Here is a 23,728-nt window from a genome sequence, read left to right as displayed (position 1 = left end):
ACCTCTGGTGAGTTCGGCACTGGGCGACCCGTCGCCTCAGGCCGTCAGAAGCGATTGACCGCATTGCGGTTCGTCAACGTTCCCGTTGCAAAAGCAAGGCTTGCCGCGGCGACAAGCGTGTCGCTGTAGGCGGTCGCCTTTGCGACTTTCGCCTGGAGCAACGCCGTCTGCGCGATGCTGACATCGGTGATCGTGCCCAGGCCCTGCTTGTAGTAGTCGACCGCAGCATCGTAGGTCGTCTGAGCGGCCGTCGTCAGCTCGCTTGCGGCCGCATAGCCGGCCAGGCTGGTGCGCAGCAGATCATAGGCGACGACGACTTCCCGCGCCGCAGTGTTTTGCAACTGCGCCATCTCCTGCTCGGCAGCGCCGACCTGCGCCATCGCCGACTGCAACCGCGCGTCGCGCAGTCCGCCATCGTAAATCGGGAAGCTCAGGCCGATCATCAGGTTGGCGTTCGGCTGGTTGACGCGGATCGTCGAGCGCTGGTCGAAACGGGTGTCTTCGACGCTGAGCGAGCCGATATTGCGGTTCACGTTGCCCACCAGCGCGACCTTCGGCATGAACTCCGCGCGGGCGGCCGCAATACCGTTCTTGTCGGCCTGCAGGCGGGCAAAAGCCGCCTGCACATCCGGGCGACGCTGGAGCGATGTCGCAATCAGCCGGTTGAGGTCCTCGGGCACAGCCTTCGGCAGAGCACGATTGCTGCCGTCGGCGATGCGGATCTCGAGCGTTGGCGAGACCCCGACCGCTTCGAGAAGCGTCATATAGGCATTGCGCTCGTGCCCTTGCGATTGGGTCAGGTTGAAGCGCGCCTGCGCCACTTGCTGGTTTGCCTGCGCGACTTCGATCGATGTGGCGATGCCGCGACCCATGCGCGCCTTGGCGGCTGCCTGGACAAGCTCGGCATTCTGCACCGTCTGGCGGGCGATCTTCAGCTGAACACGCGCCGCCGTCAGGACGAAATAGGCGTTGGAAACATCGAAGATCAGCTTCTGGTGCGTACCGTTGAAGGTCACGTTTGCGGCAAACGCCAATTGCGTTGCCGCCTCTCTCCCCGCATCCCGCCCGCCGAAATCGAGAAGCAGCCACTTGACCGTAAGGGATGGAATGAACTGCGCGCCAGTTGTCGTCAGCGTGCCGGGGGCGATCGGTATGGGACCGCCGATGCCGGGCGCAGTCGCCGACGTCTGCTCCAGACCGGCGAGTACATCGGCCGTCAGGAGAGGCAGGTACACCGCTTCGGTGATGCCGACGGCAATCGCCGCCTGCCGGGCGCGCTGCCAGGCGGCACGGGTGATCGGATTGGTTCGCTGGGCGATATCGACCAGTTCCGGCAAGCTGTAATCGTGTTTCGGATCGATCGACGGCGTCGCGATCGTAATCGGGATCTCAGGGTTCGGCGCGAGAGAGAAATCCGGCGCGCCGGCACTCACCTTCGAGGCGTCCTTGGTGCCCGTTCCCGAAACGGCCGGCCGGTCGGCGCTCGGTGGCGCCAGATCATCGAGTGCAGCGGACGTGCAGGCTGCCGGGATCGACAATGCGCCAAGGAGAAGAGAGCCTCGGGCAGCACGGCACATGCTTCGGCAAAGGGCGATCACCCCTACCGAAACCCACCTCGCCCCCGCAGAAACCATCATTCCAAGGCATCCCCCGCTGCCAGCCGCCGAACCACAGTCTCGATCTTCTCGTAGAGTGCAAGCCTCCAGGCGAGCTCGTCGCGAATTCGCCGGGGAAAACCTCCGGCATGTATGCTTGCCTTCCGGGCGCGGGCGAGACGCGCTTTCAGCCGCCGAAGCGCCAGGGCCAGATCCGCACTGGGCTTCGGCCGGTGCCATGCCTCTAATCCCTCGGCCTGATCGTTCAGCCATTGCGCCACCGCGTGTTCATAGCCGAGAACCGCGCGCTTCAGCGGCGTCGGCGCGCCCCGCAACGGACCGAAGGCCCGGTCGTGTTCGCGCAATTCGACGATCGGGGCGGCCAGTTCCTGCAGGCTGAGGGCAATGCGCTCCGTCGTCCGGGCATCGATGTCTCCCCGCCGCACGTTTGCAGGCTCGAAACGCAGCAGTTCACTCTGGCGCAATGCGCCAGCGACACCGCTGATCAGGTCGGCATAGTCGCCGGTGGGGCCGCCGCGGCGCGCTAACAGATTGGCAAGCGTGGCACCGCTCGTAGCAAGGCTCTTGCGTATTCCCTGCCCGATGCTGACCGGCCAGATCGTCGAGAAAACGACCGAAACGACGATGTTGCCGAAGACGATGCCGATGATGCGATCCCGCGCCTCGTTGAGATCCAGACTCGGGCCGAAGCCGTGCAGCACGACGAGAAAAAAGCAGAGCGCCATCTGCCAGCCGATATAGGAAATGCGCTCCGAGCCGACGGAGATCCATGCCGCAATGAGGCTGACCGCACCGACAAGAAAGGCGAGCTGGCCGATATCCGTCATGTGCGGCACGAGCCAGATCGTCGAGCCAATCGCCACGGCGCCGCCAAGGAGGCAGCCCGTCAGCCGCAGTGCCAGCTTGTGCATGGTCTCGCCCGTCGTTCCAAGCGCTACCATGAAACAGGTGATCAGGGCGGTGTGGATCGCAAACCAATCGAGGGCCGTGTAGGTGATGTAGGTGATCATCACCGCAAGCAGAGCCTTCAGCGCGAACTGCGTGTAGAGCGGATTGCTGAAAGCATCCGGCAGGAAGAACCCTCCCTTATGCGCATCTGACACCGGCCCGGGCGGGTCTGCTTCCGATAGGATATCGACGATCCTTTCGACCTGATGCGCCGGGAGCGCATCACCGGCTTCAAAGGCGCGAAAATCGGGTGAGCTTAGCAGCGTCTGTTCCGGCGGCTTCCGCCTGCGGATCGCTTCGGCAATGCGGCGAAGAACCTCCGGCGCCGCAGCGTTTTCCCGCGGCCTTCGTTCATCAAGCGATAGGGCGAGTGCCAGCGTCAGCAAATCATAGGACGCGTCCGTCGCCGCCTGCATGCGCGGCACGTCGTGCTTGTCCATCAACGCCAGAAGCTTTGAGAACCCGGCATATTTCTTGAGCTCGCCATTGCCTTCGGCCAGCAACGTCGCAGCCACGCGTTTCGCCGCGTGGTCTCCACTGGACAGGAGCTGGCCCGCCACCTCCAACCGCTCGGCGATCGCCGAGCGTAGCCGTCGCGCCGGGCTGTGGCCGGTGATGAGATGGATCGCGATCAGGTAGACCACCGGGAAGAACACGACCACCCACATCCAAGCGAGCCCTCGGATCAGCAGTTCCGGGATCGGCACGATATCGTAGAGCGTCATGACGAAGGCAAAGACCATGGCGACCGTACCGATCGGCGGCCCGGCACGGCTTGCCTGCGTCAGGTACATGCCGCCGAAGGTAAAAAAGGCGACAAGTGCCAGGCGCAGTGCCGGTTCGTCCGCCACCACCATCAGGCAGACGATGGCCAGCAGAATTCCGATCGTCGCCCCGACAAGCAAGCCGATGGCGATCAGGATGCCGGAGCCGGCATCAGCTCTGAACGCGAAGAAGACGAGATAACAGGAGATCGCCGCTTCGGGGACCCGCAGCGCCATCGCCGTTACAGCAACCAGCGTGGTGACCAGCGCCATGCGCAGGGAAAGGTCCAGCCGGCCCGGATAGGGTTGCAATTCGTCCCAGAGGATCGACGTGTAGCGGACGCTACTTCGCGGCTGGAACAGCATCGGCGTCGTTATGCGCGGGCCCGATGACGACGACGGCGGAGGCGCCGACGCGCATCAGGTCCTCCGGCGGATTTTCAAGCCGCACATGCACGGGAAAGCGCTTGGCGACCCTCACCCAATTCAGCGAGTTGGAAACGATCGGTATGCCGAGGATCGTGGCGGAATCTTCCGAACGCACGCCCCAGCCGACACCCTCGACCGTGCCGGAAATACGGCGCTCCGGATCCGCCATTACGAAGACATCGGCGCGGCTGCCGATGGCGATCGCCTTGAGTTCTGTTTCGCGGAAGAAAGCGACGGTTTCCCATTCGGCGGTATCGATCAGAGTGAACAGCGTTTCGGCGGGAACCACGACTTTGCCGACCGTCGTGCGCAAGCCGACGATCTTGCCGTCGAAGGGCGCCCGCACGACGGTGTTCTCCAGGTCCCGCTCGGCAAGTGCTACCGTCGCGCGTGCGACATCCGCCTGGGCTTTACGGGTGTCGAGGGTTCCAATCACCCGGTTGGCTCCGTGGGCCGACTGCAACGCCTGAGCAAGGCTGACTTCGGCGTCTTTGACGGCGGTTCGCGCCTCGTCGACTTGCTGCGCCGTCACGAAGCGCTTCGGCAAGAGCGGCTCCAGCCGTTCCTGTGTCTGGCGCGCAAGCAAGACATTGTTCTGAGCACGGGCGATCTGCCTGTCCGCAACGTCGGCATTGGCGCGCTCGAGATCGAGATTGCGCTCTCCCTGCGCCACTTCCGACTGCGTCGCCTTCAGTTCGGCCTGCGCCTGTTCGAGACGCAGGCGATAGGGTTCCGGATCGAGGCGGAAGAGCACGTCGCCCTTCTTCACGCTCGCATTGTTACGCACCTCGACGGCGATTATTCGGCCCGGCACGCTCGCGGCGATCGCAACCGTCGGCGCATCGATTTCAGCGACGTCCGTGCGCGGGCTGCGATCGACCTGCCAGAAAGCGAAATAGACCGCAACGGCCGCACTGGCGATAATAAGCGGGCCGAGAGTGCGTGCAACTGCACGCCGGAAGACGTCATCGGCACTCAATGCGGCGCTCCGCCAAAGGCCAGAAACCAGTAGACGATGCTGGTGGTGAGCGCGAGCGAGAGGTAGACGAGAAGCGGCACGGGCAGGTGTTCGTCGATACCGGCGTGGACGAGGATCAGCCTTGCGACAACCGTAGTGACGATACCAAGCCCGGCACAAAGCAGCCAGGCTGGAAAGTAGGACCCGAACACCACGATCGAAGGGGCAAGCGGATCCCGGGTACACCCCGCGGCCGTCAGCATCCCCACCGATAAAAGTGCGCGCCCGATCGTCCACCGCCGGCGGCCGGCACGCATGCTAAGTCGAACCACACCATCCCCCGTGTCATGGCCATTGTCATGCAATTGCCGATACTGGTGAATTACGCGAGCCGATTCAACCATTCATGGACCGGCATCACCAGGGTTCGAGAAACGACCGGTCGTTGAGGGTCGGTGATCTGTCGTTCTTGGGACGGACGGCCTTGCCCCATATGGAGGCGATCAAGGGTCGGGCTAGTTGTCGGCGCGCTCCGCCAGGCGCCGCAGCCCGGGAATGTCCTTCAGCGTCAGCTTCTGCCGTCCGCCGACGACCAGACCCTGCCCCTCCCAGGCGCTGAGGATGCGCGAAACCGTGTGCAGCGTTGTCCCGGTCATCTCGGCGATATCCTGGCGTGAGATCGGAAAGTCGATGCGGATGCCGCCGCTTTCGGGTTTGCCAGCCTGTTCGGCGAGCCGGAGCACCGTGTGCGCGACGCGGCGCTCGACCTCTTCGGTCGACATCTCGCGGATACGGGTATGCGCCTCGTCGAGCCGCTGGCCGATGGTGTGGAGGGCATTCACAGCAAGGTGAGGATTTTTCTCGACGAAGATGTTCCAGAGCTCCGTCGGCCAGGCGAGAACCAGGCTTTCGGTCGCCGCCGTTGCGGTGCCCGGATAGTCGCTGCGCTGGAGCGCTCGGGCAAAACCGAAGAGATCGCCGGGATTGACGACCCGCACGATGATCTGCTGCCCGTCCTTGGTGACCTGGGTCACCTTCAGCCGGCCATTCAGCAGCAGGAAGAAGAAATCGGCCGTCGCCCCCTGTTCGAACACGGCTTCGTTCTGCGGCACGCGCCGCACCGTGGCGCGCGTCAGCAGCGTGTCCAGTTCCGGGTCGCTCATCTTCTGAAACAGGGGAAGCGATTTGACGAGTGTGCGATCGAGTGCAGCCACGTTGGCCCTATATCCTGCCGATTTGAAATTGCCTTTGCTCTAGCATAGTGCCGGGTCCTGCAAAAGGACCCGGCATTTATGCCCGAGCGACGGTTTTCCCAGCAATTTCATCGGCCGTCTCATCTCAGCCCGCACCGTGGAGCCGCCGTTCAAAGGCATAGAGGTAGCCCGAATACCAGCGGCCGTCGTGCACGAGCCGGAAACCGAGATTGTCGGGCGGCACGCCGACGGCGCAGCCGCCGCTCTTCGGATCCCGGATGAAGAAGCTCATCGACGCCCGGTGCTTGCCGTTGACGACGAAGATGCCGCAAGCGGGAGCCTCCTTCAGCACCTCGCCATCGTCACCGAGGGTGACGCGGCGGTGGCAGGTCTCGGTCCATTCCCAGACATTGCCGTCGAGGTCGGCAACCCCATACTCGTTCTCACCGAAGGCGCCCGTGGGCAGCGGCATGGGGTTCTTCGCCCTCTGCCGGCTGGATTCGCGCTCGTAGTCCGCAAGCCAGCGCAGCGCCGGATTGTCCTTGGTGCCGTCGATCCCCAGCGCATCGTCGGGGAATTTGGACCCGGCGGCAAACGCCCATTGCTGGTCGGTCGGAAGGCGCCAGACCTCGCCGGTCTTCTTGGTCAGCCACGCCGCATAGTCGGTCGCGTCCGTGTAGTTGACCCCAGTCATCGGCACACCCGACAGGCCGGCGCCATGGCCGCCCTCCGGCTGCTGGCAGCCGCCATCGGCGACGCAGCGTTCGTAGTCGTCGCGCGTCACCTGATACTTCATGATCTCGAGCGGCTGCTTGATGGCTGCCACCACGATCGGCGCGTCGACGGCAAAACCGTTCTTCAGGAAGTGTCCCTCCGCCCGATAGCTCATCTGTCGCGGCGCGATCGTCACGGTCACCGGCGGCCTGATCGACGGATCGATGCCGTCCTTGAGATCGTCGAACAGCCCCACCTTCGCCGAAAGTACGCCGCCGATTGCCGCCAAAAGGACGACCGGTGCTGCTAGCGAGAGGAGCGAAACCGCAGTTTTCTTGGTGGTGGGCATGGAAGGTCTCCGGGGGAAGTGGCACGCGCCGGCAAGCGCGTGCCTTTGTTCGCGCGTGGGGTCGCTGTGAGCGCGGCCCCACGATCATCCGCTGTCACCCGGCTACATCGACGCCGGCTTAACGACCGATGTCATCAGGTCGTCGTTCCATTCGCCGGTCACCTTGAAGTGGCCGGCGGCACCCAGCTCGAACGCCTCGATCAGGTTGTGGTTGACGTAGGCGTACACACCCGGCTGGCGGAAGGTGTAGAAGGCAGCGCCCGCGGTTCCGCCCGGAATGAGCCAGGTTTCCTGGTCGAGATCCGGCGGGTTGCGGAACTTGCCGGTCGCCCAGACATAGTCACCATGCCCGCCGATCAGGTGCGGCCGCGTATCGCGGTTGGCCTGCGAATGGACGACGAGCACACGCTCGCCCACGGCCGCAGTCAAAGCATGGTCGCCGGTCAGCGCGCCGACCGCACCGTTGAAGACGATGTGGGTCGGGGTCAGCGTGCGCATCGCCTTGACAGCATCTTCATAGGCTTCGCCGGGGGTTTCGTACTTCTTGTAGTTCCCGGCCTCGTCCTTCGGCACGTAGAAGTCCTGCTCGCCGACATAGTAGATCTTGTCGTACGTCAGCGGCTGGCCCTTCTCGTCCTTCAGTCCGTCGCGCGGCAGCACCATGATGGCGCCGTTCATGCCCGAGGTGACGTGCCAGGGCACCATGCCCTCCGGCGCGCAATGGTAGACGAAGACGCCGGGCTTGGTCGCCTTGAAACGAAGCGTGGTTTCCTCGCCCGGGTTCACCTGGGTCAGCGCCCCGCCGCCGAGCGCACCGGTTGCGGCGTGGAAGTCGATGTTGTGCAGCAACGTGTTGGTGTCAGGGTTGATCAGCCGCAGTTCGACATAGTCGTTCTCATGCACCACCATCAGCGGACCAGGCACCGAACCGTTGAAGGTCATCGCGTGGATCTCGGTGCCCTCGCGGTCGATCACCAGCTTCTTTTCCTCGATTGTCATGGTGAACTCGACGACGCGCGGTCCGGTCTTGGCGACCTGGTCATGGGCGTGCACGAAAGGCGGCTTGACGAGGTCGACCTTCACGCGAGGCAGGGTCGAGATATCGACGGGGGCAGCACCGGCTGCCGCGGCAGCGCCAGCGGCATGCGCCTGAGCGGTGTGGAGAAGCGGCGCAACCGCGCCCGCCAGGGCAGCGCCGGCAAGCATCGTCCGGCGGGTCATCTGAAGTTGTTCAGTCATCTTGCTCTCCTTCGGCGCGTTCCAGCGGCCGGGATTGGCCTTCTGCGAAACGCGCCTGTATTCAACGAGTTAGGGTGGGCGGCGCCGACTTGGGCGGCCTCACCTCCGGTCTCGACCACCGGTCCCCCAGCAGTCACTAGAGAAGTAGAACCACAGACGAATCTCGTCTTTGTCTTGGAACAAATCGTTGCGAGGAGATCGCTTTTCTTTACGCCTTGCGACGTCGGCGGTCCGACCGGGCAGCGATACTTGCGTTTTCGCAAAGAGGGCCTTCGAACCCATTGATAGATCAAGCCTCATCCGCAAGTCCGCAAGGACGCACGACGAGGAACACGACCATGTTGGACAGATTGATAAGACCGAAACCGAGCGGCGGCATTCCGCGCGGACTCTCGACCACCGGCCCGGTGCTCTTCTCCTATGGCTTTCGGCCGTTCTTCCTCGCAGCCGCCCTCTGGGCGATCGGCGCCATGGCGCTGTGGATCGCCGCACTGATTCTCGGACTAGACCTAGCCGGCGACTACGGTGCCGCCCATTGGCACGCGCATGAGATGCTGTTTGGCTTTTCCTCCGCCGTTCTCGGCGGCTTTCTGTTGACGGCGATCCCGAACTGGACGGGAAGGCTGCCGGTTTCCGGCCGACCGCTCGCTGCCCTCTTCGGACTCTGGGTCATTGGTCGGGTTGCTCTCCTGTCGAGCGGCATCATCGGCCTACCCGTCGCAGCCGCTGTCGAGGCGCTGTTTCTGCCGGTGCTGTTGCTGATCTGCGCGCGCGAGGTGATCGTCGGTCGCAAGTGGAAGGACCTCAAGGTGATCGGCGGGCTCATAATTTTGTCGGCCGCCAATATCTGGTTCCACCTCTCGGTCCTCGGCAATCTCGATGTCGACGCCGCAGCGCGGCTGGCGATCGGGGCCTACACCATGCTGATCATGATCGTCGGCGGACGCATCGTGCCGAGCTTCACTCGCAACTGGCTGAACAAAGTTGGCCGCACCGATTTCCCCGTGCCCTACAACAGGTTCGACACCGCGGCGATCCTGATCGGCGTTGCAGCGCTCGGTGCCTGGACCTTCGCGCCCGTTCACATCGTCACCGCAGCGATTGCGGTGATCGCGTGCGCCTTTCATACGGTACGGTTGCTGCGCTGGCACGGATCACCGACCTGGCCGGAGAAGCTGCTCTTCGTTCTGCACGCGGCTTACGCCTTCGTGCCGCTCGGCTTCCTGGCCATATCGGCCGGCGCGATCGAGCTCCTCAGCGACTACCCGGTCATGCATGTGCTGACCGTCGGCGTGATCGCCTTCATGATGCTCGCCGTGATGACGCGCGCCACTCGCGGCCATACCGGGCGGCCGCTGGTGGGATCGGCACTCACCAGCGCCTCCTATGTCGCGATCGCGGGCGCCGCGCTAATCCGGCCGCTGGCCGAGGTGCTGCCGGAGCATTATCATCACCTGATCGCGCTCTCGGGTGCATTGTGGATCGCGGCCTTTGTGCTGTTCACGCTCGAATACGGACCGATGCTGGTGCGCGAGCGCCGCGCGCCGCGCGCCTCACCCTGACCGGACGTCGATACCCAACGCAAAAGGCGCCGCAGATGCGGCGCCTTTTCTTTTCTAGAAGGCTGGTCCTAGAAGATGCTGCCGTGGCCAAGTTCCAACGCGCCGTCGGCGATCATGTCAGGCGTCCACGGCGGCTCGTACGTCAGCCGGACCTCGGCATATTCGACACCCGGCACATACCAGACGCAGTTCTGCACCGCTTCCTTGAGGAAGGCAGTCGCCGGGCAGCCCTTGATCGTCGTCGTCATGGTGACACGGGCAATGCCGCCCTCCTGAACGTCGATGTCATAGATCAGGCCGAGATCGACGACGTTCTTGCCCATTTCGGGGTCGATGATGATGCGCAAGGCATCGCGGATCCTCGCCTCGAGGTCCAGGGTTTCAGGCGCCGACATGGGAGCGCCTCCCACCGATGCGGATGAGGATCCGGTAGGTCTCGCCGGTCGCATCGAAATTGCCGGCCCATTTGTGGCCGCGCTTGGCGAGCTCCGGATAAAGGAATAGCGGTTCGCGCGCGAGCAAGGCGAACAGAACCTCGCCTTCGGCCATCTTCTCGGCCGCTGCCAGAATGCGCACCATAGGCTCCGGCGGATCGAGCTCCGTCAGGTCGAGCTGGCGGCTCGGGTCGGGCCAGGCGTCGAGATCCGTTTCGCTGACCGAAAGCCTGATCCCCTCGACCTCGCCTTCGGGCGTAAACAGAACCTCCCAGTCGCCATTGTCGAGCGGGCGGTCCTGATGGGTGAAGCCGCGACCCGCCATGACGCTGAAGAGCGGAACGGGCCGGAAGGTCGCGATCAGCTTCAGCGCCTGGCCCGGCGCCAGGCTGTCGACTGCATTCATGATGGCCTGGAACGGGTCGCTGCCGCCGCGCAAGTGCGGTCGGACGTCGAGTTCATAAGGATCTTGGCTCATGGGAACCTCCGTGAGGAAAAGATGGCAGAAACAGGCCTGGTCGAACAAGTCCATCAGGCAATCGAAGTTCGGCCGGAACGTTGATCAGTCGCCGTGTTCGCACGAACTCCAGGATGAGCGCATTGACGGCAATCAACTGGCCGAGGCTTGCAAAACGAAAAATAGGCGCGCTGCCGATCAGGAGGGCGAGCGAGCCAACCGCGACCGTCAGATAAAAGAGCCGGAACCAGCGAAGGGCGGACGTTTCGCTGACGAGGTCCTGGACCCTCGGGGTCGGCATGCGCCCAAGCGCCGGCCCGTAACATTCGAGCCAGGTCATGAACGGCACGATCTTGTAGAGCTGGGCGAGCCCCATGCCCGTCAGCCATCCAAAGGTGGCGAGATAAATAACGGCGCCGATAGCCTCATCAAGGCGGCCGGCCGAGAGCAGCGCGACGAAGAGCATAGCCGCGGCGACCAGTGACACGAAGGCGCCGATGCTGGCGCGGCTGTTGAGTTCGATCGCCTTGCGCCGGCGCTCCCGATAGATACGCAGGATATCGCCGACATAGATCGCGACCACGGCCGCGCCGGAACCGACGGCAAGGAGGAAAAGCGGCGAGCGACCAACGGTGCCCACGAGAATGACGGGCACTGCGGCCGCCAGAACGCCGAGGCAAAAGGCACCAAGCATGAAGACAACACGGCTGCTTGTCCGCTCTTTGTCTGGCGACAGCATGAACATGGTCAAAAGTCGATAGCTGACGCCCATGGTGGTGAAGCTCAACCAGCCGCAGAGGCCGAGGGAGGCATGAAGCGAGAGACCATCGACGGTGAGGTCGATCGCGCCCGCCGCGTCGATCAGGCCCGAGAGCACGCCAGCATAGACGCCGCCGAGCAGCATCGTGCCGAAGAGAGCGGCAAGGCCGACCGCGACGAAGCGGGCCGGTAGTGGCAGGGGGCGTGCATGCCAAAGCGTGACTGCGAAGGAAAAGCCAAGCACCGAAAAGCCAACGATCGAGAAAGCGGCTCCAAGAGGAAGCAGCGTCACGGGAACATCGATCGCACCGGAAAGACCGACGAAGCCGAGGGTCAGGGTGGCGATGCCGACGATAAGAAACAGGAGCGCCGGAAGGGCGACGGTCGGCAAGGACAGCGGCTGGCCGACGAGAACAGGTACGAATTGCAGCAATGCGCCGGTCATCAGCAGGCTTAGCCAACCGAGAGCGACAATATGGACGAGCGCCAGCGTTTCAGGCGCCTCAAGGGCTAAGACCGGATAACCAAAGCCGAGAACCATCATGGTCTCGCCAAGGACGAGGAAAATCAGCGCGGCCGCGAAATAGGACATGGTCCAGCGGGATAGCGTGGCTGCGAACATGGTGGTTCAACCCTTGGATCACGATGGCTCTGGTCGAGCCGAACAAGCGTGATCGATTCTGCTAAGTGGGAGCGGGATGAGAGCGGAAAATGACGCACGCTTTTTCTCACCCCGCTCTTGAAGGACACCAGGGGCTCAGTGCCCGCCGCAGCAGCAGTCACAGCCGGAGGACTGTTGCCGACCGATCTCAACTCGCCAGACCTCCGGCCCCTGCTCGAGGTATTCCCAGGTGAATTCGCCCGGATAGCGGGTTTCCAGCTGGTAGTGCAGTGGACGCGGATCGTGGTCGTTAACGATGATGAAGGCGCCACCCTCGGCAAGTGCGTTCAACATGCCGAAGATTTTCGGATGGCGTTCTACCGGCGGGATCGTCCGCACATCGATAAAGGGCTTGTCGGTCTCTGCAATGGTCATGGTTATCCGATTCTGAGCGCCGTGGTTTGATGATGATCCGGGAAACGCCGGCGCACACGCCCCGGATTTCCGCAACCTAGCGACAGCGCCGCCGCGACATTTTGTCGAAGCGCAAACAAATCTCGCTTTGGCCTCGACCAACCCCGTCCTTGACTTTTCGCAAAGAGGTGCCTGCCAGCGCGGCCTACAAAAGCTGTATCCATCGCCACCCAGATGAGGACGAAATGTTAGCTTCCGCGCTCCTGAAATACGGTGAAATGCGCCTGCCGCGCTACACGAGTTACCCGACCGCACCGCGCTTTGCCGCTGATGTCGACGATCACACCTACGGCGACTGGCTGAAGGCGATCCCCGAGGGGCAGAACGTGTCGCTCTACCTGCACATCCCCTTCTGTCGTTCCATGTGCTGGTACTGTGGCTGCCACACGACGATCACCAAGAAGGACGATCCGATCCTCGACTATCTCGATGTGCTCCGAGACGAGATCCGCATGGTCGCCGATACCATTGGCCGGCCGCTTCCGGTCTCGGAGGTACATTTTGGCGGCGGCACGCCGACGATCATCGAGCCACGTGAATTCCTTGCGCTGATGACGTTGATGGGCGAGCGCTTCGCGCTGTCACCATCAGCCAATGTCGCCGTCGAGATCGATCCGCGCCGGCTGACGCTTGCCATGGCCCAGGCACTCGGCGAAGGCGGCGTTAGGCGTGCCAGCCTCGGCGTACAGAGCTTCGATCCCGTCGTGCAGAAGGCGATCAACCGCATCCAGAGCGAAAAGCAGACGGCCGAAGCCGTCGACCATCTGCGCGGCGCGGGCATCGGTGGCATCAATTTCGACCTGATCTACGGCCTGCCGCATCAGACGGTGCGCTCCTGCGTCGAGACGGTCGAAGCGGCCGTCGCGATGCGGCCGGAACGGTTCGCGGTTTTCGGTTACGCCCATGTGCCGAGCTTCAAGAAGCACCAGCGTATGATCGACGAGAACGCGCTGCCCGACAGTGCCGCCCGCGCCGAACAGGCGATGGCGATCAGCGAAGCGCTGGTCAAAGCCGGCTACCGCCAGATCGGCCTCGATCATTTTGCGCTTCCTGACGACGATCTCGTCACCGCCCAGGAGGCTGGGCAACTCCGCCGCAACTTCCAGGGCTACACGACCGACACTTGCGAAACGCTGATCGGTTTCGGCGCCTCGGCAATCGGCCGCTCGCGCGACGGTTATGTCCAGAACGAGGTGCCCCCCGGCGTCTATGCAAGCCGCATCGCATCGGGACGGCTCGCAACCACCAAGGGCTACCGACTGACCGACGAGGACCGTTTGCGCGCCGCGATCATCGAGCGGCTGATGTGCGATTTCAGCGCGGATATTTCCGCAATCGCCGCAGCGCATGGCCGGGACTGGCAATCGTTCGTCGACGGCAATAGCAAACTGGCCGAACTGCGAAAGGATAGCGTGATCGATATCGCTGATGGCGTCATCACTGTGCGTCCCGAGCACCGCTTCGTCATCCGCGCGGTGGCGGCGGCCTTCGATGCCTATATCGACGAGTCCCAGAGGGTGCACAGCAAGGCGGCTTGAGGGCGCTGGTCGCCGGGAAGGTTTGGCTATTGCCAAGCATTCCCGGCGCAATCACGCCGGCAAAGCGCCGTCCGTCTCTTACGTCATGCTCGACCCGAGCACTTCGTTGTTTTGTGCCACGAAATACGTTTGGATGCGCCTTGGATCCTCGCCTCAAGGGTGACGATGACGAAGTTTGGGGCAACTGCGCTCCCTGAAAACGAGCCGTTTCCAAGCTTGTCGCCGGCAGCCATCGCTGGCAGCTCAGCGATACACTTTGGCAAAACTGCCCATCCAACACGTCATGCCCGGCTTTTCCCGAGCATCGAGACCCAGCCTCCTCCCCCCGAGAATAGCCGCGAGCGGATCGGCAAATCCGTCCCGAATGGCCGCGAAACGGCGCACGCGCGGCGGGCATACGGCTTCCGTTGAATCAAAGAGGCCCGGCGGTTGCAGGGCCTCTTGCTTCTCTCTCGACTTGGGGACCGCCCTACCCCACCAGATTGCGGTAGATCGCCGGCAGTGCCGCCGGCAGCCGCGAGATGTTGCCGACTACGGAATAGCCGTTCTGGCCGAACATGGCGGGCACGTAGGACTTCGCCTCCCGGTCGACCGTGACAGCGAAGGTGTTTATGCCGCTGCGCCGTGCCTCCGTGACCGCGCGACGGCTATCCTCGAGCGCAAAACGCCCCTCGTAGTGATCGATATCGTTGGGCTTGCCATCGGTCAGAACAAGCAAGAGCTTCTTGCGGTTCGGCTGCCGACGAAGCTCGGCCGAGGCATGCCGGATCGCAGCACCGATGCGGGTATAGTAGCCGGGTTTCAGTGCGGCAATGCGCGCTTCGACCAGCGGCCCCATAGCCTCGTTGAAGGCCTTCACGGTTTCCACCCGCACCCAGTCACGCCGCCTTGAGGTGAAGGTAAGGATCGAGTGGTTGTCGCCGCAGGCCGACAGCCCGTGCGCAAGGATGAGCAAAGCTTCTTTTTCCACGTCGAGCACCCGCCGGTTGTCTGACCAGGAATCGGTCGACAGCGACACGTCGACGAGGATCGTCACCGCCAGGTCATGCACCTGCGGCCGACTCATCAGATGGATGCGGTCGCTGCCCTGGCCGCCGGCGGCGAGATCGGTGCGGGCACGCACGACCGCGTCGAGATCGAGATCGGCGCCGTCAAGTTGTGCACGCAGCATCTCGTGCCGCGGGCGCAGCACTTCGAACTGGCGCCGCACCCGGCGGATCAAGCTCCGGCTTTCCTCGGTCAGTTCGCTCCGCTCTTCCTGGGCGGAAGCCGGCATTGCCAGCACGCGGCAATGGTCCTTGAGGTACTGCCCGGTCCGGTAGTTCCATTCGGGATAGGTCAGCTCGGCCGTCAGCGGCGTCGGATCGACGGCTTCCGGCGGCAGATCGAGATCGAAGCGGAATCGCGCCGAGGGCCGTCCCTTGCGCTCGCCGAGCGTCATGTCGTCCAGTTCCTCGGCAGCCTTGCTGTCGTGGTCGTCGCTGTCGTCGCCGGGACGGTCGACGTTGACCATCTCGGCCATGGCCAGGATCTTCTCGAAGCGATTGAGGATGAACGGGCTGCGTTCGCCCTTGCGGTTCTCCGGGTTTTCGCGCACCGCCACGTGGCGCTCAACCTCGACACCCTCACTCTGCGTGCCCGCTGTCGCGGCCACATCTTCGTCACGCACGGTCGTGGTTTCGCCCCGCAACAGCGTGTCCGGCCATAGCGGCATCGGCAGCATCGGCAGGTAGCCGGGCGGCGCACGATGTGGGAAGATCACCGGCAGCGTCGTATCTGCCTCGCCTGTGGCCCTGCGCAACAGCCGCAGGATGCGGTTTTCAAGATGCTGCTCGATCGACGGCAGAGCGCCCCGCTTCCGCTCGGCAAGGGTCGCCTCGGCCAGACGCCGATAGCGCCGCCTAAGGCCTGGGAACCGTTGGAAGACGTCCTCGACCGTCTCCAGCGCGCGCGATATCAGCGCCAGGTCACGACGGAGCGGATCGGTCTCGCTGACGGGGTCGACCGGCATCGTCGCCATATAGGCGACGAGCCAGTGATAGAGATCCCGGTTCAGGTCTTTCGTCGGAAAAATGTCGATCTCGCCCGGCAGCATCAAGGACGCGTGGTCGCGCGCCGGCTGGACGAGTTTCTCTTCGCCAAGTCCCATGCGCTGCCGCCACCGCAAGCGATGGGTCGACGTGCGCCCGCGGGCGGGCACGATCTGCACCGCTGGCTCGCCGCCATGTCCGCGAAAGCAAACGCCGAGCACCGGCAGCATGTCGGCGAGCTTCACCGCCTCCTCCGGATAACGCCGCCAGGTTCTGGTGTTGCCGACGAAACGGTGCCAGGCTCGTCCGACGGTTTCTTCGAGCTCGAGGAAATCAAGCATGGCTCACCTCAGGCGATCAGAGAACCGGCCACTTCGAGAAGTGCTGAGCGCACATCCGGTTCGTCGGTCAGAGGCTCGATCATCGCGGCCCGCACCGCATCCTTCACCGGCATTCCGGCATCAATCAGCGAGGCGCAATAGACGAGCAGCCGGGTCGACACGCCTTCTTCGAGATCATGCCCTTTCAGAGCGCGCAGGCGCTGCGCGAGGTTGACGAGCGGCGCCACCTGGCTCTCCAGCAGTCCGCTCTCTTGCGAAACGACTGAAATCTCCGCGTTGCGCGGCAGGAAATCGAACTCGATCGCCACGAAGCGCTGACGGGTGCTCGGCTTCAGGCTCTTCAAAAGGTTCTGGTAGCCGGGATTGTAGGACACGATCAGCATGAAGCTCGACGGTGCTTCGAGCAGTTCGCCGGTCCGTTCAAGCGGTAACATGCGGCGATCGTCGGTCAGTGGATGCAGGACGACGGCGACGTCCTTGCGGGCTTCCACGATCTCGTCGAGATAGCAGACGCCACCGTTGCGCACGGCCCGGGTCAGGGGGCCGTCGACCCAGACGGTGTCGCCACCCTTGAGCAGATAGCGACCGGTAAGGTCGGCGGCGGCCAGATCGTCATGGCAGGAAACGGTCGAAAGCGGCAGGCCGAGCTTCGCTGCCATGTGGCTGACGAAGCGGGTCTTGCCGCATCCTGTCGGTCCCTTCAGAAGCAGCGGCAGCTGGCGCACCCAGGCGCTTTCGAACAACGCGCATTCATTGCCGGAGGGGCTATAGGCGGGGATATCGAGCGCCGCGCGACTGACGGCAGATTGGACAGGGCTCATGGCAAGTCTCCATGCTGGGATTTTTTGGGGAGATGCCGGCGCGGCGAACCGCGCCGGCTGGGCAGTTATTCAGCGGGTTGGACGATACCGGCGAGCTTCTCGCTACGCTCGCGCCCGGGCACCAGAACGGCCCAGATGAACATCAGCGCCGAGATCAGGACGACGGCACCGGAACCGAGGCGGATCCAGTAGAACAGTGCCAGCTGGTCCTGGACGTCCATGTAGCTTTCGCCGAGCACGCGCTGCAGATGCGCCTGGAGAACACCGGCAAAGGTCAGCGCGAAGGTCATGACCGACATGGCGGTGCACATGATCCAGAAGCTCACCATCGACAGCCACTGGTTATAGGGCGCACGGCCGCGGATCTCCGGGATGGCATAGGCCATGACCGCGAGGTTCAGCATCACATAGGCGCCGAAGAAGGCGAGGTGTCCATGGGCTGCGGTCACCTGGGTGCCGTGGGTATAGTAGTTCACCGAAGACAGCGTGTGCAGGAAGCCCCAGACGCCGGCGCCGAAGAAGGCCATGACCGAGCAGCCGATCGACCAGAGGAGGGCTGCGCGATTCGGATGCTTGCGGCCGGCCTTCCAGGTCATCACGAAGGTGAAGACCACCATGGTGAAGAAGGGGGCCACTTCCAGCGTCGAGAACAGCGAACCGATCCACTGCCAGTAGCCCGGCGCGCCGATCCAGTAGTAGTGGTGGCCCGTGCCGAGGATGCCGGAGAAGAGCGCCAGGCCGACGATGACATAGAGCCACTTTTCGACGACCTCACGGTCGATGCCGTTGAGCTTGATCATCAGGAAGGCGAGCACCGATGCCATGATCAGTTCCCAGACGCCTTCGACCCAGAGATGGACGACGTACCACCAGTACATCTTGTCGAGCGCCAGGTTGATCGGATTGTAGAAAGCGAAGAGGAAGAAGATCGCGACACCCCAAAGCCCGAAGATCAGGATGTTGGTGACGGTCGTCTTGCGGCCTTTCAACACAGTCAGCGTGATGTTGTAGAGGAACATCAGCGCGACGATGACGATGCCGACCTTGATCGCGAAGGGCTGCTCGAGGAACTCACGCCCCTCGTGGATGTGCATGAGGTAGCCGACGACGGCAATGGCCGCGGCGATCAGGAAGATCCAGAACTGCGCGATGGCGATCTTCGTGCTGTAGAGCTCAGTTTCTGCCTCTTCCGGCAGCAGGTAGTAGGTCGCGCCCATGAAGCCCATGAGCAGCCAGACGATCAGCGCGTTGGTGTGGACCATGCGCACGATGTTGAAGGGCAGCAGCTCGGAGAGCGTGTTGGGCAGGACGTAGATGGTGCCGGCAAGCACGCCGAACAGCACCTGGGCGAGAAACAGGCCAAGCGCTCCGTAGAAATAGAGCATCGCGACCTTTTGGGTTTGGTATTTCATGGTGTCACACTCCACTCGGTTCGCTTAACCTGCCTCGTTCGGCGGCCAGTTCTGGGTCTTTATGCGGCTCGTCCATTCGAGGAAGTCGGCGAGGTCGTTGAGTTCCTGTTCGGTGAGATTGAACTGCGGCATCTGCCGCCGTCCCTCGATGCCGGTCGGCTGGGCAGCCATCCAGGCCTTAAGCGTATCGCGGGCGCCATCCGGATCGGCCTCGCCGCCGAATCGCTTCCAGACGTTGCCGAGCTCGGGCGCGAAATAGGCGCCCTCGCCGAGAAGTGTGTGGCAGTTGATACAGGAGTTCTTTTCCCAGACGTGTTTGCCGCGGGCGACCGCATCGGTCAGCGTCGACTCATCCGTCGAAGTCGTCCGCATGTAGTAGTGGCTGTGGGCGGTCAGCCCGACGAAGATTGCGAAGAAAAAGAAGGACCCGCCGTAAAAGACGTTACGGGCCCCGGTTTTGGTGAGGCGTTCTGCCATCACGTCGTCCTTTCGATTTCAGTTGGCCGCTGAGAGTGCGGCCGGCTGATCTGATCCCCTCCCCGTGCGGCGCAGCCGGCAACAATCGGGGCGACCTCATGTCTAGGGAAATCGGCGGCGGCTTCTTTGCGTTTCGGCAAACAAGTCCGCGGCTAGCCTCAGCTGATGAAAGCAGTGCTCAGGACCAGCTTCGCTGCAGCGACGAGGACGAGTGCTGCGGGCCAGATCAAAAGGCCAAGACGAAGGGCCGACGGCGCCTGCCGGAGCCCCATGAAATCGAGCGCGACGAACCGGCTTTTGACTATGGCGAGCCCGAGCAACACGACGATGACGAGGGTGGCCGGCCCGGCGACCGCCATCAGCGCCATGCCCGACATCACGGCTACGGCAAGCACCAGCCAGGTCTTGAACAATTGTCTGGGATTGCGATCGGTCATGGCACTCACACGAGATAGACGAGCGGGAACATCACGATCCAGACCAGATCGATCACGTGCCAGAGCGTGGTGATCAGCTCGACATTGCCGGGTTTCGGTCGCCAGGCAACGATGATGAGCACGAAGGCACCGAAGACGACGTGCAGCAGATGGAAGCCCGTGACGAGAAAATAGAGCTCGAAGAAGGAGCCGAACTGAGGATCGCCGGCAACGCCGGCCTCGGCGCTATATTCGAAGAGCTTGATCCCCACAAAGGCGAAGCCGAAAAGTGCTGCATTCACCAGCGCCCGCCGACGCTGCTTAAGCGATGCACTCGGCCTCGCCGCCAAGGCCGCCTGCCAGCCGCTTGTCAAAAGAACAAGCGTGTTGATGCCGGCAAGCAGCGGATCGAGATGCGAGCGGGCGGCGGCAAACGCGTCCGGCTGGAGAAGACCCACAATCAGGAAGCCGACAAGCAGAATACCGAACGCGGCAAGTTCACTCCAGACGAGCACCCAGAGCAGCAAGGCGTCCGTCGTATCCTCTTCCACCGTTGCGGCAATCGGATGACTGCGGGCATCCATGTCAGCGCCTCCGTTCAAAAAACATCGTTCGAGCTAGGCGCGAGCGCGCACCCTGTCTTTGCGATTGAGCAAAGAAGCCGGCAGGGGGCGGGGCTATTGGCTGACAACAAAGGAGCCTTCCGATGACAGACGCACAGATCGGCCTTTCCGTCGCCACCCCCATCATCATCGTCTTCGCCCTCGTGCTCTATCGCATGGGCGTGCTTCAGCGCGGCGCGACGCTGTCGGCGATCCTCTCCTCCGTTGCGATCGCCATCGTTCTGTTTCTCGATCGCTGATCTGCAGACTTTGAGAAATGTCAAAGAGGATCATTGCCGTCGGGTGTAGTTCGAACCAACACTCAACGGAGCAGATCGATGCAGCAGCAATTTTCAGAACATCACGAGCTGGGGCAGGCTTACCGCGAGCTTTTATCCCTGTGTGATCGCCTCGAGACGCTGGCCGATTCCATCCCGCGCCGCATCGACCTGACGAGCTGCCGCGTGATCCTGACGGAGCTGCCGGAAAAGCTCAGGCGCGTCCACGCGCTGGAGGAAATGATCCTGTTTCCAGCAGTCGAAATTCAGCGGGCAGACGACGGCCGTTACGCCTTGATCGCACGGCTGCGCGCCGAGCATGACCAGGACGATCGGGCAGCCGTCGAGCTGGTACGTGTGCTGAAGGCGGTTCTCGACAACAGGCCATCGCTCAGCTGGGATGCGATCGGCTACATGCTGCGGGGCTTCTTCGAAACTGTTCGCCGCCATGTCGCAACGGAGCGCCTGCTTCTCTGGCGCCATGCGTGAGACAACCGATATGACCTATTTTCTCCTCGCCTTCGCCGTCTTCCTGCTGCTCCATCTGGTGCCGGCCTGGCCGGCGTTACGCCAGGGCCTGATCAACCGGCTCGGTCGCTCGACCTATTTCGCGGTCTATTCGCTTCTATCAGTGCTCGCTCTCGGCTTCGTCTTTCACGCGGCCCTTCAGCTCGATTTCATCCCACTCTGGGAACCGTCAGCCTGGCAGGCCTGGGTAACCTTCGTGCTGGCGCCACTCGGCATCTTTCTCGTGCTGGCTGGCCTCTTCAGCGAAAACGCGTTGTCGATCTCCATCTATCAGGGAAACGAGCGGCCCGGCGCCATCGTAACGATCACCCGTCACCCGGTGCTCTGGGGCTTCCTGTTCTGGGCCGCCGGTCACATCGTGCCCAATGGCGACTTGCGCGCGCTGGTGCTTTTCGGCGGTTTCGCACTGTTTTCCGCCGGTGGCTTCTTCATGCTTGAAAAGCGTGCCCGCCGGCGTTTGGGTGACGGCTGGCAAACGGCCTCGAAGGGCACGTCAGTCTGGCCTTTTGCGGCCATTATCCGAGGCGAAACCCGTTTGCGCGCCGATCCCGTGATGATCATCGCCGCCTTTGCCACCGTCGCGATTGCCGTGTGGCTACTGCTTGGCGGTCACGAGGTCCTGTTCGGCGCCGATCCGCTGCTTCAGGCCACCGTCTTCTAGATCACGATGATTTTTGGTCCTCGCCCTGCCAAGCCATAGCCTGCGGGGTGATCGGCAGTGCCAGCAGGTCGATCGCTCGGGCCGCCAGATGGTCGACGATGGCCGCGACGCTCTCAGGCCGATGATAGAAGGCCGGCACCGGCGGCATGATAATCGCTCCCATTTCCGTGACGGCGCACATATTGCGCAGGTGACCGAGATGCAGCGGTGTCTCGCGTGCCATCAGCACCAGCCTGCGCCGCTCCTTCAGATGCACGTCGGCTGCACGTACCACGAGGTTATCGGCCATGCCGGCAGAGATCGCCGCAAGTGAGCGCATGGAGCACGGCGCGACGATCATGCCGGCCGTCGAAAACGATCCGCTCGCAATCGCCGCGCCGATATCGGCGTGGTCATAGGTCCGCGCGGCCAGACGCAGCAGGGATGGAAAAGCGTCTGCGCCGACCTCATGCGCGAGCGTGCGGTGCGCCGCCGGCGACAGAACCAGATGCAGCTCGACGCTTTCGATTTCGCTGAGCCGCTCCGCGATGCGTACCGCAATCGCAGCACCCGAAGCCCCGGTGACACCGAGGACGATCTTCAACCTGATCATCGGGTCAGCCCTCCAAGCCCGAGACCGGCCCAGATCGCATCGACCTGACCCACGACCTCCGGCGACATTTCGAGCACCCGCCCCCATTCACGGTCGGTCTCAGTGCCAATCTTGTTGGTGGCGTCGAGCCCGAGCTTGCCACCGAGGCCGGAGCGCGGCGACGCGAAGTCGAGATAGTCAATCGGCGTGCCTTCGATCACGGTCACGTCACGGCTGGCATCGAAGCGGGTCGCAAGAGCCCACATTACGTCGGACCAGTTGCGCACGTCGATATCCGGGTCGACGGCGATGATCAGCTTGGTGTAGCTGAACTGCGGCAAGACAGACCAAAGCCCCATCATCACGCGCTTGGCCTGACCGGGATAACGCTTGTCGATCGCGACGACCATGGCTCTGTAGGAGCAGGCCTCCGGCGGCAACCAGAGATCGGATATCTCCGGAAACTGCTTGCGAACCAGTGGCACGAACAGCCTGTTCATCGCCTCTCCGAGCCGCGAAGGCTCGTCCGGCGGTCGGCCGGTATAGGTGGAAAGATAGAGCGGATTCCGACGCATGGTGATCGCCGACAGACGCATGACCGGGAACGGCTCCACCGAATTATAATAGCCGGTATGGTCGCCATAGGGGCCCTCCTCCGCGGTCTCGCTCGCCGAGACCGTACCCTCGATCACGATCTCCGCATTGGCCGGCACTGAAAGTGGCACGGTCTTCGCCTTCACGAGTTGCGTCCTGCCGCGCCGAAGCAGGCCTGAGAAATTCAGCTCGCTCAGTCCGTCCGGCAGCGGCATGACCGCAGAAAGGATCGTCGCTGGGTCGGCACCGATGACGACCGCGATCGGCATGTCCTGACCCAGGCGTTGCCAGAGACGATGGTGGCGGGCGCCGCCGCGGTGGGCGAGCCAGCGCACGATGGCGCGATCGGGCCCCAGCACTTGCATGCGATAGATCCCGACATTGACATCGAACGGATCATCCGGCGCGCGCGTGATCACCAGTGGCCAGGTAATCAGCGGCGCCGGCTCGCCCGGCCAGCACCATTGAACCGGCAGGCGCCCAAGGTCGATTTCCTGATCGCGCCAGACGACCTCCTGACACAGCGCACGCGTTACCTTTCGTGGCCGCATATACATCGCCGATCGGAGCAGAGGCAGCCGATCCCAGGCGTCGCGCAGCGACTGCGGCGCTCTCGGATCGCGCAGCTCCGCAAGTTCACCCGCAAGCGCATCGAGCCCGCCCGGCGCCAGGCCGAAACCACGCTCGATCCGGCGTTCCGACCCGAAGAGATTGGTCAGAAGCGGGATCGGTTGTGCGGTGCCTGTCGCATCGACCGGCCGCTCGAAGAGAAGCGCCGGCCCGTCGGCGGCAAGCACGCGGCGGTGGATTTCGGTCACCTCATGCACCAGCGAAACCGGTCGCGAAATCCGCTTCAAATCGCCTTCGCGCTCGAGCACGTCGATAAAATCCTGAAGCGTTGCAAAGCCCTTTGACGGGCGAAAGGTCCTGTTCATGGAGCCTGTTTGTGGCGGCGAATGGCC

The 23,728-nt window shown here is 63.2% G+C and carries 24 protein-coding genes; 5 read left to right on the top strand and 19 right to left on the bottom strand.

Annotation, left to right across the window (positions count from 1 at the left end):
- Positions 1-44: 44 nt before the first annotated feature.
- The 7 genes from ASE71_RS26265 to nirK form a co-directional block, all read right to left on the bottom strand.
- The gene (locus ASE71_RS26265; protein ID WP_082566507.1) at positions 45-1,637 is read right to left on the bottom strand and encodes a TolC family protein; all 1,593 of its coding nucleotides are present in this window, start codon (positions 1,635-1,637) and stop codon (positions 45-47) included.
- A complete protein-coding gene (locus ASE71_RS26260) occupies positions 1,634-3,694 on the bottom strand; it encodes an FUSC family protein (RefSeq protein WP_060521143.1) in 2,061 nt (686 codons plus the stop codon). Before ASE71_RS26260 ends, ASE71_RS26265 begins: the two co-directional genes overlap by 4 nt.
- Positions 3,672-4,736, bottom strand: coding sequence for a multidrug transporter subunit MdtN (gene mdtN, locus ASE71_RS26255; protein WP_060521142.1), 1,065 nt, complete (start codon positions 4,734-4,736; stop codon positions 3,672-3,674). The genes ASE71_RS26260 and mdtN overlap by 23 nt, the downstream gene beginning before the upstream one ends.
- Complete coding sequence (locus ASE71_RS26250) at positions 4,733-5,047, bottom strand: YtcA family lipoprotein (protein ID WP_244497390.1); 315 nt, start codon at positions 5,045-5,047, stop codon at positions 4,733-4,735. Before ASE71_RS26250 ends, mdtN begins: the two co-directional genes overlap by 4 nt.
- A gap of 183 nt (positions 5,048-5,230) precedes the next feature.
- Positions 5,231-5,878 (bottom strand): Crp/Fnr family transcriptional regulator, encoded by a 648-nt coding sequence (locus tag ASE71_RS26245; protein ID WP_082566519.1) that lies wholly within the window; start codon positions 5,876-5,878, stop codon positions 5,231-5,233.
- 175 nt (positions 5,879-6,053) lie between these two features.
- Positions 6,054-6,971 (bottom strand): SUMF1/EgtB/PvdO family nonheme iron enzyme, encoded by a 918-nt coding sequence (locus ASE71_RS26240; RefSeq protein WP_060521140.1) that lies wholly within the window; start codon positions 6,969-6,971, stop codon positions 6,054-6,056.
- A gap of 102 nt (positions 6,972-7,073) precedes the next feature.
- The gene (nirK, locus tag ASE71_RS26235) at positions 7,074-8,210 is read right to left on the bottom strand and encodes a copper-containing nitrite reductase (protein WP_034790564.1); all 1,137 of its coding nucleotides are present in this window, start codon (positions 8,208-8,210) and stop codon (positions 7,074-7,076) included.
- Between the two features lie 338 nt (positions 8,211-8,548).
- On the opposite strand from nirK, the gene ASE71_RS26230 reads away from it, so the two are divergent.
- Positions 8,549-9,772, top strand: coding sequence for an NnrS family protein (locus tag ASE71_RS26230; protein ID WP_060521139.1), 1,224 nt, complete (start codon positions 8,549-8,551; stop codon positions 9,770-9,772).
- Between the two features lie 68 nt (positions 9,773-9,840).
- Here the strand turns inward: ASE71_RS26230 and ASE71_RS26225 are convergent, their stop codons facing one another.
- From ASE71_RS26225 to ASE71_RS26210, 4 genes are all read right to left on the bottom strand, one after another.
- Positions 9,841-10,167 carry a metal-sulfur cluster assembly factor gene (locus ASE71_RS26225; RefSeq protein ID WP_034790566.1) on the bottom strand — a complete coding sequence of 109 codons (327 nt, stop codon included), beginning with the start codon at positions 10,165-10,167 and terminating at the stop codon, positions 9,841-9,843.
- Positions 10,154-10,684 carry a DUF2249 domain-containing protein gene (locus ASE71_RS26220; protein WP_034790568.1) on the bottom strand — a complete coding sequence of 177 codons (531 nt, stop codon included), beginning with the start codon at positions 10,682-10,684 and terminating at the stop codon, positions 10,154-10,156. The genes ASE71_RS26225 and ASE71_RS26220 overlap by 14 nt, the downstream gene beginning before the upstream one ends.
- Entirely contained in the window at positions 10,665-12,044 is a 1,380-nt protein-coding gene (locus ASE71_RS26215; RefSeq protein WP_060521138.1) for a hypothetical protein, read from the bottom strand. Before ASE71_RS26215 ends, ASE71_RS26220 begins: the two co-directional genes overlap by 20 nt.
- A 135-nt stretch (positions 12,045-12,179) precedes the next feature.
- The gene (locus ASE71_RS26210; protein WP_034790571.1) at positions 12,180-12,458 is read right to left on the bottom strand and encodes a DUF2249 domain-containing protein; all 279 of its coding nucleotides are present in this window, start codon (positions 12,456-12,458) and stop codon (positions 12,180-12,182) included.
- Between the two features lie 224 nt (positions 12,459-12,682).
- Here ASE71_RS26210 and hemN point away from each other — a divergent pair, with 224 nt between their 5' ends.
- Positions 12,683-14,035, top strand: coding sequence for an oxygen-independent coproporphyrinogen III oxidase (gene hemN, locus ASE71_RS26205; protein ID WP_060521137.1), 1,353 nt, complete (start codon positions 12,683-12,685; stop codon positions 14,033-14,035).
- Between the two features lie 469 nt (positions 14,036-14,504).
- Here hemN and ASE71_RS26200 read toward each other — a convergent pair whose 3' ends face one another.
- The 6 genes from ASE71_RS26200 to ASE71_RS26175 all read right to left on the bottom strand — a co-directional run bounded on the left by ASE71_RS26200 (position 14,505) and on the right by ASE71_RS26175 (position 20,116).
- Entirely contained in the window at positions 14,505-16,406 is a 1,902-nt protein-coding gene (locus ASE71_RS26200; protein ID WP_060521136.1) for a nitric oxide reductase activation protein NorD, read from the bottom strand.
- 8 nt (positions 16,407-16,414) lie between these two features.
- The gene (locus ASE71_RS26195; RefSeq protein WP_060521135.1) at positions 16,415-17,227 is read right to left on the bottom strand and encodes a CbbQ/NirQ/NorQ/GpvN family protein; all 813 of its coding nucleotides are present in this window, start codon (positions 17,225-17,227) and stop codon (positions 16,415-16,417) included.
- Positions 17,228-17,292: 65 nt separating this feature from the next.
- On the bottom strand, positions 17,293-18,639 hold the full coding sequence (locus tag ASE71_RS26190; protein WP_060521134.1) for a nitric-oxide reductase large subunit: 1,347 nt from the start codon (positions 18,637-18,639) through the stop codon (positions 17,293-17,295).
- Between the two features lie 24 nt (positions 18,640-18,663).
- Positions 18,664-19,116: a c-type cytochrome gene (locus ASE71_RS26185; protein ID WP_060521133.1), complete on the bottom strand. Its 453-nt coding sequence runs from the start codon at positions 19,114-19,116 to the stop codon at positions 18,664-18,666.
- Between the two features lie 158 nt (positions 19,117-19,274).
- Positions 19,275-19,553: a cytochrome C oxidase subunit IV family protein gene (locus ASE71_RS26180; RefSeq protein WP_060521325.1), complete on the bottom strand. Its 279-nt coding sequence runs from the start codon at positions 19,551-19,553 to the stop codon at positions 19,275-19,277.
- Between the two features lie 5 nt (positions 19,554-19,558).
- Positions 19,559-20,116, bottom strand: coding sequence for a cytochrome c oxidase subunit 3 (locus ASE71_RS26175; protein ID WP_113544623.1), 558 nt, complete (start codon positions 20,114-20,116; stop codon positions 19,559-19,561).
- Positions 20,117-20,238: 122 nt separating this feature from the next.
- Here ASE71_RS26175 and ASE71_RS36560 point away from each other — a divergent pair, with 122 nt between their 5' ends.
- The 3 genes from ASE71_RS36560 to ASE71_RS26165 all read left to right on the top strand — a co-directional run bounded on the left by ASE71_RS36560 (position 20,239) and on the right by ASE71_RS26165 (position 21,601).
- Positions 20,239-20,394 (top strand): hypothetical protein, encoded by a 156-nt coding sequence (locus ASE71_RS36560; RefSeq protein ID WP_089044838.1) that lies wholly within the window; start codon positions 20,239-20,241, stop codon positions 20,392-20,394.
- A 78-nt stretch (positions 20,395-20,472) separates the two neighbouring features.
- Positions 20,473-20,901, top strand: a complete 429-nt coding sequence (locus ASE71_RS26170; RefSeq protein WP_051659203.1) for a hemerythrin domain-containing protein — start codon at positions 20,473-20,475, stop codon at positions 20,899-20,901.
- 10 nt (positions 20,902-20,911) lie between these two features.
- Entirely contained in the window at positions 20,912-21,601 is a 690-nt protein-coding gene (locus ASE71_RS26165) for an NnrU family protein (protein WP_060521323.1), read from the top strand.
- 1 nt (position 21,602) lies between these two features.
- On the opposite strand, the gene ASE71_RS26160 is transcribed toward ASE71_RS26165, so the two are convergent.
- Positions 21,603-22,193 carry a UbiX family flavin prenyltransferase gene (locus tag ASE71_RS26160; protein WP_060521132.1) on the bottom strand — a complete coding sequence of 197 codons (591 nt, stop codon included), beginning with the start codon at positions 22,191-22,193 and terminating at the stop codon, positions 21,603-21,605.
- Positions 22,190-23,701 (bottom strand): UbiD family decarboxylase, encoded by a 1,512-nt coding sequence (locus tag ASE71_RS26155; RefSeq protein WP_060521131.1) that lies wholly within the window; start codon positions 23,699-23,701, stop codon positions 22,190-22,192. The genes ASE71_RS26160 and ASE71_RS26155 overlap by 4 nt, the downstream gene beginning before the upstream one ends.
- Between the last annotated feature and the right edge of the window lie 27 nt (positions 23,702-23,728).

Origin of the sequence: Ensifer sp. Root954, assembly GCF_001429005.1 — a bacterium.
GTDB classification, from domain to species: domain Bacteria; phylum Pseudomonadota; class Alphaproteobacteria; order Rhizobiales; family Rhizobiaceae; genus Ensifer; species Ensifer adhaerens.
Note: the sequence above shows the minus strand (reverse complement) of the source record. Positions and strands in the feature narration are given on the sequence as shown.